This is a genomic window from Hyphomonas sp., from assembly GCF_018402285.1.
Taxonomy (GTDB): domain Bacteria; phylum Pseudomonadota; class Alphaproteobacteria; order Caulobacterales; family Hyphomonadaceae; genus Hyphomonas.
Genome location: NZ_JAGYJH010000003.1, coordinates 266,352 through 282,551 on the forward strand (window position 1 = coordinate 266,352; position 16,200 = coordinate 282,551).

A 16,200-nucleotide genomic window follows, 5' to 3' on the forward strand; every position below is an offset into this window, starting at 1 on the left:
ATCTCATCCCTCTCTATTCAAGGTGGTTCAATCAGTGGAGAAATATCGAGAGGGTGCACAGTTCACATAGCTGCGTTGCGCCGATCTTCAAAAATCGCGCGGTCCGGCTATCGCCTGAACTGCATATAGTTTTCGGCGCCCTTTGTGCCACAGCAAGCACTTTGATGGTTTGAGTTAAAAAGTTTGAGTGAAATTCTCTAATGATACAAGTTAAGGTCTGCGGGCTCCGGGACCCGGATATGGTGGCGTTTGCGGCCCGGGAAGGCGCTGACTGGATCGGCTTTGTGTTTGCGCCCAGCCCTCGGCAGATCACGCTGGCGGCGGCAGAAACGCTTTTGCTTTCAGTCGGGAAGGCGGTGCCGGTGGCGCTGCTGGTGGACCCGTCGGATGACGAGGCGAAGGCGGTGGCTGCGCTCGGTTTCCCGGTATTGCAGTTGCATGGACAGGAAACGCCCGCGCGCGCCACAGAGCTCAAAAGCCTTACAGGATGTGCCATCTGGAAGGCAGTCGGGATCAGCGACCAGTCAGATTTAGAACAAATCGGGACATTTCAGGGCATCGACGGACTTATGGTGGACGCAAAAGCACCCGAGGGCGCCGCTGTCGCGGGCGGGCATGGCGCGGCGTTTGATTGGCAGATTCTCAAAGGCTGGCGCGCGCCAAAGCCCTGGCTTCTTGCCGGCGGACTGACACCGGAGAATGTCGCCGACGCGATCGAGCAGACCGGAGCAACCGGCGTGGATGTGTCCTCTGGCGTCGAGCGTATCCGGGGGCTAAAGGACAGAGAACTCGTCCGCGCGTTCATTCGCGCAGCAAAAGCAAGTGAGCAGCCCTGAGCGCGATCCATCGCGCAGCGGGGATCAGAGGAAAAGTGATGGACCTGCGCAATACCTGGGATCAATGGCCGGACGCGAATGGCCGGTTCGGCGAGTTTGGCGGACGGTACGTGGCCGAGACGCTGATGCCGCTGATCCTCGATCTGGAGCGCGAATACCGTGCGGCCAAGCAGGACCCCGCCTTCAAGGCGGAAATGGACGACCTGTGGGCCCATTATGTGGGCCGCCCGTCGCCCCTGTATTTCGCTGAGCGCCTGACCGAGCATTTCGGTGGGGCGAAGATTTATTTCAAGCGTGATGAGCTCAACCACACCGGCGCGCACAAGATCAACAATTGCCTGGGGCAGGTGCTCTTGGCCCGGCGGATGGGCAAGAAGCGGATCATCGCGGAGACAGGCGCGGGACAGCATGGCGTAGCGACGGCGACGATCTGCGCGCGCTTCGGCCTCGATTGCGTGGTGTTCATGGGTGAGACGGATGTTGAGCGCCAGAAACCGAACGTCTTCCGCATGCGGCTTCTGGGAGCGAAGATCATTCCTGTGTCATCGGGCACGGGCACCCTCAAGGATGCGATGAACGAAGCCCTGCGCGACTGGGTAACGAATGTGGACGACACCTTCTATTGCATCGGCACGGCGGCGGGCCCGCACCCGTATCCGGAAATGGTACGCGATTTCCAGTCGATCATCGGCAAGGAAGCGCGCGCGCAGATCCTGGAGCGGGAGGGGCGCCTGCCTGACGCCGTGATGGCGTGCATTGGCGGGGGCTCCAACGCGATTGGCCTATTCCATCCTTTCATCGAGGATGAAGGCGTGCGCCTGATCGGTGTGGAAGCGGCCGGCCATGGCATCGAGACAGGCGAGCATGCGGCAGCCCTCAATGGCGGCAAGCCCGGTATCCTGCATGGCAACCGAACTTACCTTTTGCAGACCGATGACGGTCAGATCATCGACGCACACTCCATCTCTGCTGGCCTGGACTATCCCGGCATCGGGCCGGAGCATGCCTTCCTGCGCGATGCGGGGCGCGCGGAATACCTGTCGTGTACGGACAAGGAGGCGCTGGACGCGTTCCAGCTCTGTGCGCGGCTTGAGGGCATCATCCCGGCACTGGAGCCGTCGCATGCGGTTGCGCGGGTGGGTGAGGTGGCCAAGGAGCTTGGCAAGGACGGTCTCCTGATCCTCAACATGTGCGGACGCGGCGACAAGGATGTGTTCTCCGTCGCCAAGGCGTTGGGAGTGGACGTATGAGCAAGCTCATCCTTATCCGGATTACCTGTCCTTCCCGCCGCGTGGCGGAGGATATTGCCGAAGTGGCACTTGAACATCGCTTGGCGGCCTGCGCCAATCTGGAAGGGCCGGTTTCCTCCACCTATCGCTGGAAGGGCGTGATCGAACAGTCCTTTGAGTTCATTCTCTGGCTCAAGGCGCCCGAGGCAAACTGGGCCAAGATCGATGCCCTGGTCCAGCGCGTTCATCCCTATGATGTGCCGGCGATCGTCGCGATGCCGCTCACCCATGTAAGCTCCGCCTACGAGGCGTGGGCGATCGAGAATACGGAAAGCTGATCATGGGCCGGGAAAGAATTGAAGCCGCCTTCGCACGGGCGAAGGGCGAAAACCGCGCTGCGCTTGTCACCTATCTGATGGCGGGCGACCCAGGCCTTGAAGAAAGCTATGCGGCGATGTGCGCTCTGCGCGACAATGGTGCCGACATCATTGAACTGGGCGCTCCGTTTACCGATCCCATGGCGGATGGCCCGGCGATCCAGCGGGCCGGACTGCGGGCGCTTGCAAATGGCACGAAGCTTCCCGATGTGCTGGTGCTGGCCGCGCGTTTCCGGAAGGATGACCAGACGACGCCGCTGATCCTGATGGGCTATGCCAATCCGATCCATTCGATGGGGTATGAGGAATTTGCGCGAGCCGCCGCCGATGCGGGGATCGATGGCACCATCATTGTTGACCTGCCGCCTGAAGAGGATGCCGGCCTGCGCGCCATCTATGGAAAGCTTGGTCTTTCGGTGATCCGCCTTGCGACACCGACCACTGATGAGACGCGCGCCGCCAAGGTGGCCGATGGGGCCTCGGGCTTCATTTATTTCGTGGCCGTAACGGGCGTGACGGGGGCCGGAAGCGCCGATCCTGCAGCGATTGCTGGGAAAGTGGCGATGGTGCGGTCGGTGTCCGGTTTGCCGGTTTGTGTCGGTTTTGGTGTAAAAACGGGTGCACAAGCTGCAGAAATGGCTAAGATTGCCGATGGGGTGGTGGTTGGTTCGGCTTTTGTGGAAAAGGCGCAGGATGCGCACGAAACTGGAAAGTTTGAGACGGCAGCACCCGCGATGGGCGAGCTTGCCGGAGAACTGCGCCGCGCGCTCGCTGGCGTGCCCAAAGCCTGATACCGCCGGGAAATCGGGAGACTTCTTCAGATGAACTGGATCAACAAGGTAACGCCGCCCGGCCTAAAGACCATGATGTCCAAGAAGGACACGCCGGACGATCTGTGGGTTAAATGTCCCGCTTCGGGCGAGCTGATCTATCGCAGCGATCTTGAGCAGAGCTGGTATGTGACGCCGGCTGGCGCACATCTTCGCATTTCGCCGCGCATGCGCTTCCGCATCCTCTTTGATGACGAGCGCTGGGAGCCGATTTCGCTGCCGCCGGTGCCGTTGGATCCGCTGAAATTCAAGGACGACAAGCCTTATCCGGCGCGCCTGAAGGCGGCCAAGGCCAAGGTCCTCAATCGCGATCTCAAGGAAACCGAAGAAGGCGGGGCGCCGCTGCTGCAGGAAGACTGCATGGTCGCCGCTTATGGCAAGATTGGCGGGGTGCCTGCGGTCGTCCTTGTGCAGGACTTTGACTTCATGGGCGGATCGCTTGGTATGGCGGCCGGCGAGGCGTTCATTACCGCCGCGCAGCTCGCCCTGGCGCGCAAATCCGCTTTTGTGGTCTGTACGGCCTCAGGCGGGGCGCGGATGCAGGAAGGTACGCTGAGCCTGATGCAGATGCCGCGCACAACACTGGCGATCAATGACCTGGCTGACGCGAAGCTGCCATATGTGGTGATCCTGACCGACCCGACGTCGGGCGGGGTGTCGGCCTCCTATGCGATGCTGGGCGACGTACATATCGCAGAGCCAGGCGCGATGATTGCGTTTTCCGGGCCGCGTGTGATCGAGCAGACGATCCGCGAGAGCCTGCCCAAAGGTTTCCAGCGGTCGGAATTCCTGCGCGAAAAAGGTCAGGTGGACATCGTGGTCGACCGGCGGAAGCTGAAAGCAACCGTGGCGCGCGTCCTGGGGCATCTGTTGCCAATGGCTCGGCGGCGGGATGACCGCTCGTCCCTGCAGCTGACCCCGCCGAAGACGCATGCCCCGAAGCCTCCCGAGCCGAAGGTCAAGCCTGATTGAGCGGTAATTCACCGGCCGTTGATGCCGCGCTGAAGCGGTTTGAAGGCCTCTATCCTGAAACCATCGAGCTTTCGCTCGGGCGTATTGAACGTGCGCTTGAACGGCTGGGGCGTCCGCAGGACCGCCTGCCGCCCGTAATCCATGTGGCGGGCACGAACGGGAAGGGGTCCACTTGCGCCTTCATGCGGGCGATGGCCGAGGCAGCGGGGCTGAAGGCTCACGTATTCACCAGCCCGCATCTGGTGCGGTTCAATGAGCGCATCCGGCTGGCGGGAAAGCTGGTCGGTGACGAGGCGCTGATCGGCTGGCTGGATCGCACATACGCCGCCATTGAGGGTGGGCAGATTACGCATTTCGAAGCCACAACGGCGGCGGCGCTGCTCGCCTTTTCGGAAGTCCCGGCCGATGTGCTGATCCTTGAAGTCGGGCTCGGCGGCAGGTTTGACGCGACGAATGTCATTGCTGCGCCGGCGCTCTCAGTGATTACGCCGGTGGACTATGACCATGCGCAGTTCCTGGGAACAGACCTTGCCGGGATCGCTGTGGAGAAGGCAGGCATCATTAAGGCCGGGTGCCCGGCGCTGACGGCGATTCAGCAGGACATTGCCGATGATGTGATTGCGGCGCGGGCCGCAGAGGTTGGCGCGCCACTTTACCGGCTGCAGCCCTATTTCGTCGAAGCCATACCAGAGGACGTGTCGCTCAGCGGGCGTCATCAGCGGGCGAACGCCGCGCTTGCGGCGATGGCGATGCAACTGTTCGGCAATTCGGTGCGGATCGATCAGACTGCGATATTCAGGGGCGCTCGCGAGGCGGTCTGGCCGGCGAGGATGCAGCTGCTGAAGGACGGGCCCGTGACGCAGCTGGCGGGCGGGCTGCCGGTGTGGCTGGACGGCGGGCACAATCCGCATGCTGGCCGAGCGATTGCGCTGCATCTGGAAGGGCTCGGCGGGAAGACGGCGCTAGTCTCGGCGATGCTGGCGAGCAAGGATTCGGCCGGGTTTTTCGTGCCCTTTGCACCGCTGGGTGTGGAGGTGTTCACATGTCCCAATGCGCCCGGGCATCAGGCAACGCCGCCCGCCGAGCTGGCGCAGGCTGCCGCGCGCGCCGGGCTGAAGGTTGCGGCGTGTGCGAGCTTTGAGGACGCCATGCGCACCGCCGGTGAGAGTGGTGCGGACCAGGTGCTTATCTGCGGCTCGCTATACCTGGCGGGCGAGGTGCTGGCGATGAACCGGGAAACGCCGGAGTAGGGGAGCGGCCCCGGGCCGCGCCAATTTGACCCTGACGTAAGCGTCAAGCCTTGCGCCCGAGGCGGCCTATATGTAGGGACAGCGCACTCTAAAGTGCCAAGAACCATAGCCAAACTGGGAGCGCCCGCATGAAGGTCCTCGTGCCCGTCAAGCGCGTCATCGATTATAACGTGAAGGTCCGCGTCAAGCCGGACCAGACCGGCGTCGATCTCGCCAACGTGAAGATGTCCATGAACCCCTTCGACGAAATCTCCGTCGAGGAGGCCGTCCGCCTGAAAGAAGCGGGCGTTGCCACCGAGATCGTGGTTGTCTCCATCGGCCCCCAGCAGGCACAGGAAACGATACGCACCGCCCTCGCCATGGGCGCGGACCGCGGCATCCTGATCAAGACCGACGCCACCGTTGAACCGCTGGCCGTGGCCAAGCTGCTCGCCAGGGTCGCCGAAGAAGAAAAGCCCGACCTCGTTCTGGTCGGCAAACAGGCGATCGACGACGATTCCAACCAGACCGGTCAGATGCTGGCCGCACTTCTGGACTGGCCGCAGGGCACCTTTGCATACAAGGTCGAGAAAGACGGCGACGCGCTGAAAGTGACCCGCGAAGTCGATGGCGGGTTACAGACCGTGAAGCTCACCCTGCCTGCGGTTGTCACTGTTGACCTTCGCCTCAACGAGCCGCGCTACGCTTCGCTGCCCAACATCATGAAGGCGAAGAAGAAGCCGATCGACGAGAAAGCGCCCGATGCTTACGGCGTCGACATCTCGCCGCGCCTTACGGTGGTCAAAGTGACCGAGCCGCCGGCGCGCAGCGGCGGCATCAAGGTTGAAGACGTCGCGGCGCTGGTTTCGAAACTCAAGACTGCGGGAGCTGTTTAATGGCCGTCCTTGTAATTGCAGAACATCATCACGGCGCCCTGTCGGACGCGACCCACAAGGTTGTGACCGCCGCGCTCAAGTTCGGCGGCGATGTCGATGTCCTCGTTGCCGGTGAGAATGCCGGTACGGTTGCGCCTGAAGCCGCTAAAATCACCGGCGTCCGCAAGGTGCTGAAAGCTGAAGGCGAAAGCCTGCGCAAGCAGACCGCCGAAGCGATGGAAGCCCTCGTTGTACCGATGATGGCGGGCTATGACGCCGTGTTCCTGGCCGCGACCACCACAGGCAAGAACATCGCCCCGCGCATCGCAGCCAAGCTCGACGTGATGCAGCTTTCCGAAATCATCGGCATCGAAGACGCCTCGACCTTTGTGCGTCCGATCTATGCTGGCAACGCGATCCAGACCGTCAAATCGTCTGACGCCAAGAAAGTCATCACCGTTCGCGGCACCGCTTTCGGCGCCGCTGAAATGGGTGGCTCGGCTTCGGTGGAAGACGTGGCGGCGCCTGCCGGTCCGTTCAAATCGGAGTTTGTCTCTGAAGAGATGGTGAAGTCGGACCGCCCTGAACTCGCCGGCGCCAAGCGCGTCGTCTCGGGTGGCCGCGCGCTAGGATCTTCTGAAAAGTTCCAGGAAGTCATCTTCCCGCTCGCCGACAAGCTCGGCGCCGCCGTCGGCGCTTCGCGCGCCGCGGTGGACGCAGGTTACGCGCCCAACGATTATCAGGTCGGCCAAACCGGGAAGATCGTTGCGCCGGAACTCTACATCGCCATCGGGATATCGGGCGCGATCCAGCACCTTGCCGGGATGAAGGATTCCAAGATCATCGTTGCGATCAACAAGGACGAAGAAGCGCCGATCTTCCAGGTTGCTGACTACGGCCTCGTGGGCGACCTCTTCAACATCGTTCCGGAACTGACCAAGTCGGTCTGATCCAGGGCCCGTTCGCGCGATCAAAGTCCGGTGCCTTGCGGTGCCGGGCTTTTTCGTTTGATGGGCTGCGGCCCCCTGCGAGCCGGACTTTGACGCAGTGCACAATGGCGTATAACCATCACAAAAATAAGTTCAGGATGCAGCAGGTATGACAGCGATCAAGACGGTGGGCGTGATTGGCGCCGGGCAGATGGGTAACGGCATTGCGCATGTTTCCGCCCTGGCCGGGTATGATGTGGTGCTGAGCGATGTTTCCGAGGTCGCCTTGAAGGCCGGGATGGAAGCCATCGAGCGGAACATGAGCCGCCAGGTGGCGCGCGAAATGATCCAGCTTGAAGAAATGCAGGTCGCCCTCAAGCGCATCAAGCTCTCAACTTCAGTCAAGGCGCATGAAGCGTCCGACCTGATCATCGAGGCGGCGACCGAAAAGCGCGAAGTCAAAGAGCAGATTTTCCGCAGTGTTTGCGAAGTCGTGCAACCGCATGCCCTGCTGGCTACCAATACCTCCTCGATCTCCATCACCCGGCTTGCATCGGTTACCGATCGCCCTGAGCGGTTCATCGGCCTGCACTTCATGAACCCGGTTCCGCTAATGAAGCTGGTGGAAGTCATCCGGGGCCTGAACACCGATCAGCAGACCTATGAGACGGTGATCAAGTACACCCAGGCCATTGGCAAGACGACGACAAATGCCGAGGATTATCCGGCCTTTATCGTGAACCGTATCCTGATGCCGATGATCAATGAGGCGGTCTATACGCTCTATGAAGGCGTTGGATCGGTTCACTCGATTGATACCGCCATGAAGCTTGGCGCCAACCATCCGATGGGGCCCCTGCAGTTGGCTGACTTCATCGGCCTCGATACGTGTCTGTCGATCATGCAGGTGTTGCATGACGGGCTCGCTGATACGAAGTATCGCCCGTGTCCGCTGCTGGTAAAGTTTGTGGAGGCGGGCTGGCTGGGCAAGAAGTCTGGCAAGGGCTTCTACGACTATTCCGGCGACGTGCCCGTCCCCAGCCGGTAAGCCGGTTACCGGGTTTGCCGGAAAAATTAGAGATTCTTTCATTCCGGAAACGGTTCTAAACGCCCGGTTAATATCCTTTTGGCAGGCTCTGCGTGAATATTCCGGAGGCTGAGCTATGATTGTCCGCGCACGCATCGTGCCCGTGATGGGGTTCGTGGTATTCGTCCTGATCGCCCTGTTCGGCGCCAGGTTTGCCTCGGAGAATGCGCAGGCGGCAACCGAGCTTGGCGGAACGGTCTACTGGTCGGACGGGGATTCCGGCCAGCTGTCGGACGGCACGAAGTTCCGGCTGTATGGGATCGATGCACCAGAGACAGGCTCCATGAAGCAACGCGGCGGCGCCAAATGTGAAGCAGAGCGCGCACTCGGCTTTGATGCCAAAGCAGTGGCCGTAGAGTTGACGCGTGGACGGGAAGTGATCGTTACCCGCGTCATGGGCCGGGACCGGTACGGCCGCAATGTCGTTGCCCTCTCGCTGGACGGAGAGGACATGGCGAGCCTTCTCATTGGGCGCGGAACCCATCAGGCCTGGGACTATGATGGCGGCGCCCCCAAGCCGGACTGGTGTGGAAGTTTCGCGGATGGCGAGTCCAGCGCTGCGGCTCCGTGAAGTTTTATCAAGGTACTTGTAAACCGCCGACCGGTGGCTAGCGTTCTGGTCTCTACCTGGAATCGGAGGCCTGGGATGAAGCAAGCAGTGTTGGCTCTGTCTGCGGCCGCTTCTCTTGTGTTGGTGGTAGCCTGCGACGGCCAGCCCGCAGGACCGAAGCTTGGAGAGCTTGATCCGCAGGCGGGCAAGCCGGTCGCCATCGACACGATAGAGTCAGAGCAGTTTCGAAGCTGGGCGCTGTCCGAACGGGCGGCCTTTCTGATGGGCCGTGTGATCGCGGCAGATATGCTGTTCCGGGCAGGGGAGCGCGAAGCCGCGACCGCGCAGCTCGAGGGCCTCCCCAACCGGTTCATCGCCGCTGATGGCGGCGCGTTGCGGGCGCTGGGATTTGAACCGGAGCGGATCGACATGCTGTCGGCTGGACTGGAACTTGGGCGCGCCGAGGATGAAGTTGCTCGGCTCTTTACTGAGGCCGAGGCAAACCTCTCCGCTGCGCTCGCTGCGTCAGGAACGGCGCCGGAAGACACTGTTACCTTCCTCATGCGGCAATCAGCGCAAGCCTATGACCTTGGCGTCAGGTATGGCGAGGTTGAAGATGACAAGGCATATCAGGCAGCGTTCGGCTTTGCAGTGGCCGCGCGCGATCTGATTTCGCCGCTTGATCCGGCAGTCTATGGAGATCTGCGCCTGGAACTCGATATCCTCGTGCTGATGTGGCCCTCCTCCGGCCCGCTTCCAGGCCGCATACCGCCGCCGGAGATGCGGATGTCGGAGCAGTTCGCGCGGGTGAAGCTGGCGCTGACTAGGCTGCCTTAGCGGGCCGCCTTGATGGCTGCATCGATGAACTGGACCGCTTCATTCGACGCCCAGTCTGCCTCGCCGGCAAGGCGGGCGATCTCAAGGCCGTCCGGGCCGTAGAGGATGGTGGTGGGAAAGCCGCGCACGCCGGCGCCGTAGATGATGTCTCCTGAGTCCATCGGCGCGTGACGGAAAGGGATATGGGCCGCGCCCAGTTCTGTCAGGCGGCGTTTGGCATAGTCCACGTCTTCGGGTGCATCGACGCTGAGCGCGACGACTTCGAAGCCAGAGTCGCCGCGCGCGGTCTGCAGCGCGCCGAGCGAAGGCATTTCCTTTTCGCAGGGCGGGCACCAGGTGGCCCAGTAATTGACGAGGATGGTCTTTCCCTTGAACAGCTCCAGGCTCTGGGCCGTATTATCGGTGTCAATGAAAGTGCCTGTGGGGATGGGCTGGCCGGCGCTGCCGAAATCCAGCTTTTCCATCTGGCCGGTCGCGTAGGCGGCGAGCGGGTTTCCGGCGGGCCTTCCTGTCGCAGCGCTCATCAGCACATAGACAATCGCGCCAAGGCCGATCAAGAAGAGGCCGAGATAGGCGTAGCGGGTCATGGACAGGCCCTTCACTCACGTCAGTTACAAGTCGAAGGATATGGCAATGGCAGATGACAAAGGCCAGATGATGTGGGGCGGGCGTTTTGCCGCGACACCTTCTGCCATCATGGAAGAGATCAATGCCTCGCTGGATATCGACCGGCGGATGGCCGAAGAAGATGTCGCCGGCAGCCGTGCGCATGCCGACATGCTGGCTGAAATGGGCATTTTGGGCGTTGCCGACAATGAAGCGATCCAAGCCGGGCTGGACACGGTGATCGAGGAAATGAGGGCGGGCACATTCCCGTACCGCCGCGAGCTGGAAGACATTCACATGAATGTCGAAGCGCGCCTCAAGGAGCTGATCGGCGAGCCAGCCGGGCGTCTGCACACGGCGCGCTCGCGCAATGACCAGGTGATCACCGATTTCCGCCTCTGGACGCGGCGGGCGCTGGATGAGACCGGCCAGCTGGTCGTGGGCCTGCAAGGCATGCTGGTGCGCCGGGCGGCCGAGAATACGTCCACGGTGATGCCGGGCTTTACCCATCTGCAGACAGCGCAGCCGGTAACGCTTGGCCACCATTTGCTGGCCTATGTCGAGATGCTGGAGCGGGACCGCTCGCGCCTGCTTGACTGCGCCGTGCGGTTGAACGAATGCCCGCTTGGCGCGGCGGCTCTGGCCGGGACCGGCTTTCCGATCGACCGGGACATGACGGCCGAGGCGCTGGGCTTTGCCCGCCCGATGGCGAACTCGCTGGACGCTGTCTCGGCGCGCGACTTTGCGCTGGAGGCACTCAGCAATCTTTCGATTGCGGCTACGCACCTCTCACGCCTGGCCGAGGAGATCGTGCTTTGGACCAGCTCGCAATTTGGCTTTGCGCGGCTGAGTGACCAGTGGTCGACGGGGTCCTCGATCATGCCGCAGAAGCGCAATCCGGATGCGGCCGAGCTGATCCGGGCAAAGGCCTCGCTGATCACAGGACATTTTTTGGCGCTGCAGGGCGCGATCAAGGCGCTGCCGCTGGCTTATGCGAAGGATCTGCAGGACGACAAACGCCTCACTTTTGACGCCTTCGACACGTTCAATCTTTGCGTCCGGGCGATGACCGGCATGATCGAGACCATCAGCTTCAACCCCGATGTGATGCGGGCGGCAGCAGCCAAGGGCTTCTCCACGGCAACGGATCTGGCCGACTGGCTGGTGCGGGAGCTGGGAATGCCGTTCCGCGACGCGCATCACGTCACTGGCCGGATCGTGGCGCGGGCGGAAGCCAAGGGAGTTGATCTTGCTGGTCTGCCCTTGAAGGAGATGCAGGCGGTGCACGGCGCGATCACGCAGGAAATCTTTGGCGTGCTGAGCGTTGAAGCGTCAGCTGCGTCGCGTACTTCTTATGGCGCGACAAGCCCTGTTCGCGTTGCAGAACAGGTGGCACAATGGAAACAGAGACTTCGACTGGAGCAGCTCCCATGACACGTAAATTTGCCCTTGCGGCAGCCATCCTTCTCGCCACCAGCGTTTCTGCCTGCGGTCTTACCGGCCCGTTGCAGCGGCCTGGACCCTTGATTGGTAACCCTTCGGGCAGTGTCGATCCGGCGAGCCTGCCGGACGGCGAAGCGCGCGACCTGCCGGCGCTGCCTGATCGCCCGCAGAACCAGGAAAAGCCGCCCGAGGAAGAAGACGAACTTCTCGGCGGCCCGGGAGCGTTCTGATGAAGCTGCCTGCCACAATTGCAGCGGCACTCTCTGCGTCGCTGATCGCTGCCTGCCAGACAGCGCCGGCCGCGCCCGCGCCTGGACCTGCGGCTGAAGAAGTGCCCGAGGTGGAGCTTCCCATTCTGCCAGATTCCGATGAGCCGCGCGTCAACGAATGGGGCGGGGAAGTTCCCGAGAACAAGCCTGCCGGGGATGTCGACGAAGGCGGCCTTGGCGACCTCTCCTGATCTGGAGCCTGCATGCATCATTTCAATTATGCCGGAGGACGCCTCCAGTGCGAGGGCGTTGACCTTGGCCGCGTGGCGGACGAGGTCGGAACGCCGGTCTACGTCTATTCGACGGCGACCCTGGAGCGCCATGCCCGCGTCATTGCCGAGGCGTTCAGCAGCCAGAAGGTGCTGATCGCCTATTCGGTGAAGGCGAACGGCAATCTGGCTGTACTGGCGACGCTGGCGGGGCAGGGCTGCGGCGCCGATGTTGTCAGTGCCGGCGAAATGCAGCGCGCGATGAAGGCGGGCATTCCTGCTTCCCGCATTGTCTTCTCTGGCGTCGGCAAGACCGCTGCGGAAATGAAGCTCGCCCTTGAGGCAGGAATCCATCAGTTCAATGTGGAGAGCGCCGGTGAGCTGCGCCTCCTTTCCAGAGTAGCTAGCGGACTGGGTCTGAGCGCGCCTATTGCGCTCCGGGTAAACCCCGATGTGGCGGCCGGGGGGCATCCCAACATCTCCACCGGCAAGTCTGGCGACAAGTTTGGTGTGCCATGGGGCGATGCCGAAGCGCTGTATGCAGAAGCGGGCCGATTGCCAGGTATCCGGGTTGTCGGCGTGGACGTGCATATAGGCAGCCAGATCGGCGAACTCGGCCCGATGCGGGCAGCCTTCGAGAAAGTGGTTGCCCTCGCCCTGCGGCTACGCGGTCAGGGGCACGATATCCGGCGTATTGATGTTGGCGGCGGTCTTGGCATTCCCTATCGCGAGACAGACGCCCCGGCCCCGCCATCTGCTTACGCGGCGATGATTGCGGAGGTAACAGCGGGTCACGGCTTTGAGGTGATCCTCGAGCCGGGCCGCGTGATTGCGGGCAATGCGGGCGTCCTGCTGACGACAGCGCTGTATGAGAAAGAGGCTCCGGACCGGACCTTCCTGATCATTGATGCGGGCATGAATGATCTGATCCGCCCGGCGCTCTATGGCGCGCATCATGATATCCGGCCGCTCGAGGAGCCTGCTGAGAGCGCTGTGGAGAAGATTTATGACGTGGTGGGCCCGATCTGCGAGTCCACCGACAAGTTTGCCACCGCACGCGTCCTGCCGAAGATCGAGGCGGGTGACCGGCTGGCCTTCATGTCTGCAGGCGCCTATGGCGCAGTGCTGTCTTCTGCCTACAATGCCCGCCCACTGGTTCCCGAAGTCCTCGTCAGCGGTGATCGCTACAGTATTGTGCGCCGCCGGCCGGACTTTGACGAAATGACGATGCTGGAAGAGGTGCCCGATTGGATCACGGCGAAGGCCTGAACACGCTGGGGAGAAAGCTGGCGGCAACGCGCCGCCGGCTGACGCTTCTGGCGCTGGGCCGCGCCTGGTGGCCGCCTTTTGTTTATTCCGGCGCGTTCCTCGGCATAGCGCTGGCCGGCGGTTTCGACCGGCTGAGCAGCTTTGTGGGCGCTGCCATTCTGCCAATTCTCATTCTTGCCGGGCTTGGCCTTGTCTGGGTATCCTGGCGCCGTTATCGAAAGCCGCACGAGGCAGACGTTGTTTGCGCCCTTGATGGCCAATCGGACCTGCGCCCGGTTGCCTCCCTTTTCGACAGGCCGGCAGACCCCTCTTTTGCGCCGGCTCATCTCTGGCGGGCCCACCGCGAAAGACTGATCGCCGAGATCGGCAACCTTCGCCTGCCGCCCCTTGACGCTGAATGGGCTGCGCTTGACCCGGCCCGCCTGCGGTTCATTGTTCCGGTGGCCGTCATCGCCCTGGCGCTGATTGCCGGTTCTGCTGCGCCGGGCCGCATCGCGCGAGCATTCAGTCCTGATCTTGGCGCCCTGGCCGGGGCCGACAAGATGATCGTCGAGGCCTGGGTGACCCCGCCGGAATACACCGGACGCGCGCCGATTTTCCTTCAGGCCGGGATGAAGGATGTGCGCGTTCCCGTCGGGTCGGAAGTGACCTTGCGGACGCAGGCACCCTCTGCGCCAAAGCTGATCCTGCACGGGGACAAGCGCCATGCATCGCGCTTTACACGTACCCCGGACGGGGCGTTCGAAGCGCTCGCGCGGATCGAAAGCGACACCCGCCTGACCGTGAACTGGTGGGGCGAGCGGGCCCGGTGGAGTTTCCTCATTCTGCCCGATGAGGCGCCGCTGATTGCCTTCGACGCGCTTCCCGAACCCGGCGAGCGGGACCAGATCCAGTTCAAATGGAAAGCGGGCGATGATTACGGCGTATCGGCGGTTGAGCTTGCCATCCGTCTGCGCGAGCCCCATCCGGCGGCTCCGGACGCAGAAGACCGTGTGCCGGTTCCGATGCCGGGAGCGGCCGGCGCAAAGGAGTTGGCCGCCACAGCCCAACTCGACCTGACGCGGCATCGCTGGGCTGGCCTTCCCGTTGATCTGCAACTGGTCGCGCGCGACGGCGCCGGGCAGGAGGGTTTCAGCGAAACAGTCCCTTTCATTTTGCCGGAGAAGCTGTTCCTCGAACCCCTGGCGCAGGCCGTGCAGGAAGCGCGCGTGACGGTGCTGCGTGAGCCGCGCCCCTATGCGGAGCTGCAGAAGAACAATCAGGCGCTGTCGGACGGCGCTATCAACACCGCCGCCACCGGGCGGCTTGATGCGGCCCCTGAAGGTGTGCGCCTGGCGGCGTTGATGCTCGATTCGGTCACGTATCGGGGCGAGATGTTTTTCGATGATCTCGGCGCCTTTATGGGCCTGCGAATGGCGCTAGGGACGCTGGAGGCAGCCGGCACGAAGGCTGAGGCTGACGCGGTCGAGCCTCTGCTCTGGGCCATTGCCCTGAAACTGGAATACGGAAGTGTCGCAGATGCGCGGGCGCGGCTGGAGGCAGCACGCGCTGCGCTTGAGCGGGCTTTGCGCGACGGGGCCTCAGAGGAAGAAATCCGCAGGCTGATGGAAGCCTTCCGGGACGCGGCGAACGAATATCTTGCCGCCAAGATGGCTGAAGCGATGGCGGGCGGCCTTGATGCGCCCCAGCAGCAGGAAGACGGGCAGGCACAGGCAGGCGGCGACTCTCTCGGCGGCCAGGACTTTGAAGACATGCTCAACGCCTTGCAGGATCTGACCGAGACGGGCGCAGCAGACCAGGCCCGGCAACTTTTGTCGGACATCACGAACCTTCTCGAAAATCTCGAGTTCCAGCGTGGCGCGGGGCAGGGTGAGGGCATGCCGGGCCAGCAGGCCGAAGGCGAGGAAAGTGATCTGCCGCCGGAAGAGCAGGCAATGACCGACGCCATGCGGCGGCTGAACGAGATCCTGCGGGAGCAGCGCCAGCTGAATGATGACACGCTTGCCCAGCAGCGCGGGGAACAGCCCGGACAGATGGGCGATCAACCCGGTGTCGGCTCAGAGCAGGGTGAAGGCGGTAACCGGGACGGCCGGGAGCCAGGAGAGCAGGGACAAGGCGCGCAGGAAGGCGAGGGCGAGCCCGGGATCGGACGTGGCGGCACTTTGGCTGAGCGCCAGGCAGAATTGGGCGAGCTGGTGGAAGAACTAGCGCGTCGCGGCGGACGCAGCGGTGAGGAGGGTGAGGAGGGCGCGGGCCTGCCCGGCGCCCGGCTGGATGAGGAAACCTTGCGCGCGATCCTCGACGCCCAGCGCCGCGCCGAGCGTGCGCTGCAAAGCGGCAATGAAGGCCGCGCCGTGATGGATCAGGAGCGGGCAACGCAGTTGCTATCTGAGCTGTCACGCGAGATGGCCGATCAGATCGACCAGATGCAGGCGGCCCGGCGCGGCGAGCAGGGACAAAGTTCCGATGATCCACTGGGACGCCCGCTCACCGGGGCGGGCAATGACGGGCAGGGCGTTGAAATTCCCTCAGAGTCCGAGCGCCAGAGGGCGAAGGACATTCTGGATGAGCTGCGCCGCAGGTATGAGCAGGCCGAGGATGAAGAAGAGCGCGAATATCTCCGGCGGTTGCTTGAGCGGTTCTGATCTGTCGC

17 protein-coding genes are annotated in these 16,200 nt (G+C 62.8%); 16 read left to right on the forward strand and 1 reads right to left on the reverse strand.

Annotated features, from left to right (window positions below; genetic code table 11):
- Positions 1-200: 200 nt before the first annotated feature.
- From KG722_RS03760 to KG722_RS03810, 11 genes are all read left to right on the forward strand, one after another.
- Positions 201-836 (forward strand): phosphoribosylanthranilate isomerase, encoded by a 636-nt coding sequence (locus tag KG722_RS03760; RefSeq protein WP_213269597.1) that lies wholly within the window; start codon positions 201-203, stop codon positions 834-836.
- 38 nt (positions 837-874) lie between these two features.
- Positions 875-2,086 carry a tryptophan synthase subunit beta gene (gene trpB / locus KG722_RS03765; protein WP_213269599.1) on the forward strand — a complete coding sequence of 404 codons (1,212 nt, stop codon included), beginning with the start codon at positions 875-877 and terminating at the stop codon, positions 2,084-2,086.
- Positions 2,083-2,403, forward strand: a complete 321-nt coding sequence (gene cutA / locus KG722_RS03770) for a divalent-cation tolerance protein CutA (protein ID WP_213269602.1) — start codon at positions 2,083-2,085, stop codon at positions 2,401-2,403. The genes trpB and cutA overlap by 4 nt, the downstream gene beginning before the upstream one ends.
- A gap of 2 nt (positions 2,404-2,405) precedes the next feature.
- Entirely contained in the window at positions 2,406-3,233 is an 828-nt protein-coding gene (trpA, locus tag KG722_RS03775; RefSeq protein ID WP_213269604.1) for a tryptophan synthase subunit alpha, read from the forward strand.
- 30 nt (positions 3,234-3,263) lie between these two features.
- Entirely contained in the window at positions 3,264-4,244 is a 981-nt protein-coding gene (locus KG722_RS03780; RefSeq protein ID WP_213269611.1) for an acetyl-CoA carboxylase carboxyltransferase subunit beta, read from the forward strand.
- On the forward strand, positions 4,241-5,494 hold the full coding sequence (locus tag KG722_RS03785; protein ID WP_213269613.1) for a folylpolyglutamate synthase/dihydrofolate synthase family protein: 1,254 nt from the start codon (positions 4,241-4,243) through the stop codon (positions 5,492-5,494). Before KG722_RS03780 ends, KG722_RS03785 begins: the two co-directional genes overlap by 4 nt.
- A gap of 128 nt (positions 5,495-5,622) precedes the next feature.
- Positions 5,623-6,369 carry an electron transfer flavoprotein subunit beta/FixA family protein gene (locus tag KG722_RS03790; protein WP_213269615.1) on the forward strand — a complete coding sequence of 249 codons (747 nt, stop codon included), beginning with the start codon at positions 5,623-5,625 and terminating at the stop codon, positions 6,367-6,369.
- Positions 6,369-7,298, forward strand: coding sequence for an electron transfer flavoprotein subunit alpha/FixB family protein (locus tag KG722_RS03795; RefSeq protein ID WP_213269616.1), 930 nt, complete (start codon positions 6,369-6,371; stop codon positions 7,296-7,298). The genes KG722_RS03790 and KG722_RS03795 overlap by 1 nt, the downstream gene beginning before the upstream one ends.
- Before the next feature lie 148 nt (positions 7,299-7,446).
- Positions 7,447-8,325, forward strand: coding sequence for a 3-hydroxybutyryl-CoA dehydrogenase (locus tag KG722_RS03800; RefSeq protein ID WP_213269618.1), 879 nt, complete (start codon positions 7,447-7,449; stop codon positions 8,323-8,325).
- 115 nt (positions 8,326-8,440) lie between these two features.
- The gene (locus KG722_RS03805) at positions 8,441-8,935 is read left to right on the forward strand and encodes a thermonuclease family protein (RefSeq protein WP_213269620.1); all 495 of its coding nucleotides are present in this window, start codon (positions 8,441-8,443) and stop codon (positions 8,933-8,935) included.
- A gap of 75 nt (positions 8,936-9,010) precedes the next feature.
- Complete coding sequence (locus KG722_RS03810; protein WP_213269621.1) at positions 9,011-9,751, forward strand: hypothetical protein; 741 nt, start codon at positions 9,011-9,013, stop codon at positions 9,749-9,751.
- Here KG722_RS03810 and KG722_RS03815 read toward each other — a convergent pair.
- Entirely contained in the window at positions 9,748-10,338 is a 591-nt protein-coding gene (locus tag KG722_RS03815) for a TlpA disulfide reductase family protein (protein ID WP_213269623.1), read from the reverse strand. The genes KG722_RS03810 and KG722_RS03815 overlap by 4 nt on opposite strands.
- A 46-nt stretch (positions 10,339-10,384) precedes the next feature.
- Between KG722_RS03815 and argH the strand changes: the two genes are divergently transcribed.
- The 5 genes from argH to KG722_RS03840 are packed head-to-tail and all read left to right on the forward strand — an operon-like array spanning position 10,385 to position 16,192.
- On the forward strand, positions 10,385-11,791 hold the full coding sequence (gene argH, locus KG722_RS03820) for an argininosuccinate lyase (RefSeq protein WP_213269625.1): 1,407 nt from the start codon (positions 10,385-10,387) through the stop codon (positions 11,789-11,791).
- Complete coding sequence (locus tag KG722_RS03825) at positions 11,788-12,030, forward strand: lipoprotein (protein ID WP_213269627.1); 243 nt, start codon at positions 11,788-11,790, stop codon at positions 12,028-12,030. Before argH ends, KG722_RS03825 begins: the two co-directional genes overlap by 4 nt.
- The gene (locus KG722_RS03830) at positions 12,030-12,260 is read left to right on the forward strand and encodes a hypothetical protein (protein WP_213269629.1); all 231 of its coding nucleotides are present in this window, start codon (positions 12,030-12,032) and stop codon (positions 12,258-12,260) included. Before KG722_RS03825 ends, KG722_RS03830 begins: the two co-directional genes overlap by 1 nt.
- Before the next feature lie 12 nt (positions 12,261-12,272).
- Positions 12,273-13,547 carry a diaminopimelate decarboxylase gene (gene lysA / locus KG722_RS03835; protein ID WP_213269631.1) on the forward strand — a complete coding sequence of 425 codons (1,275 nt, stop codon included), beginning with the start codon at positions 12,273-12,275 and terminating at the stop codon, positions 13,545-13,547.
- On the forward strand, positions 13,526-16,192 hold the full coding sequence (locus tag KG722_RS03840; protein WP_213269632.1) for a DUF4175 family protein: 2,667 nt from the start codon (positions 13,526-13,528) through the stop codon (positions 16,190-16,192). The genes lysA and KG722_RS03840 overlap by 22 nt, the downstream gene beginning before the upstream one ends.
- Positions 16,193-16,200 lie beyond the last annotated feature (8 nt).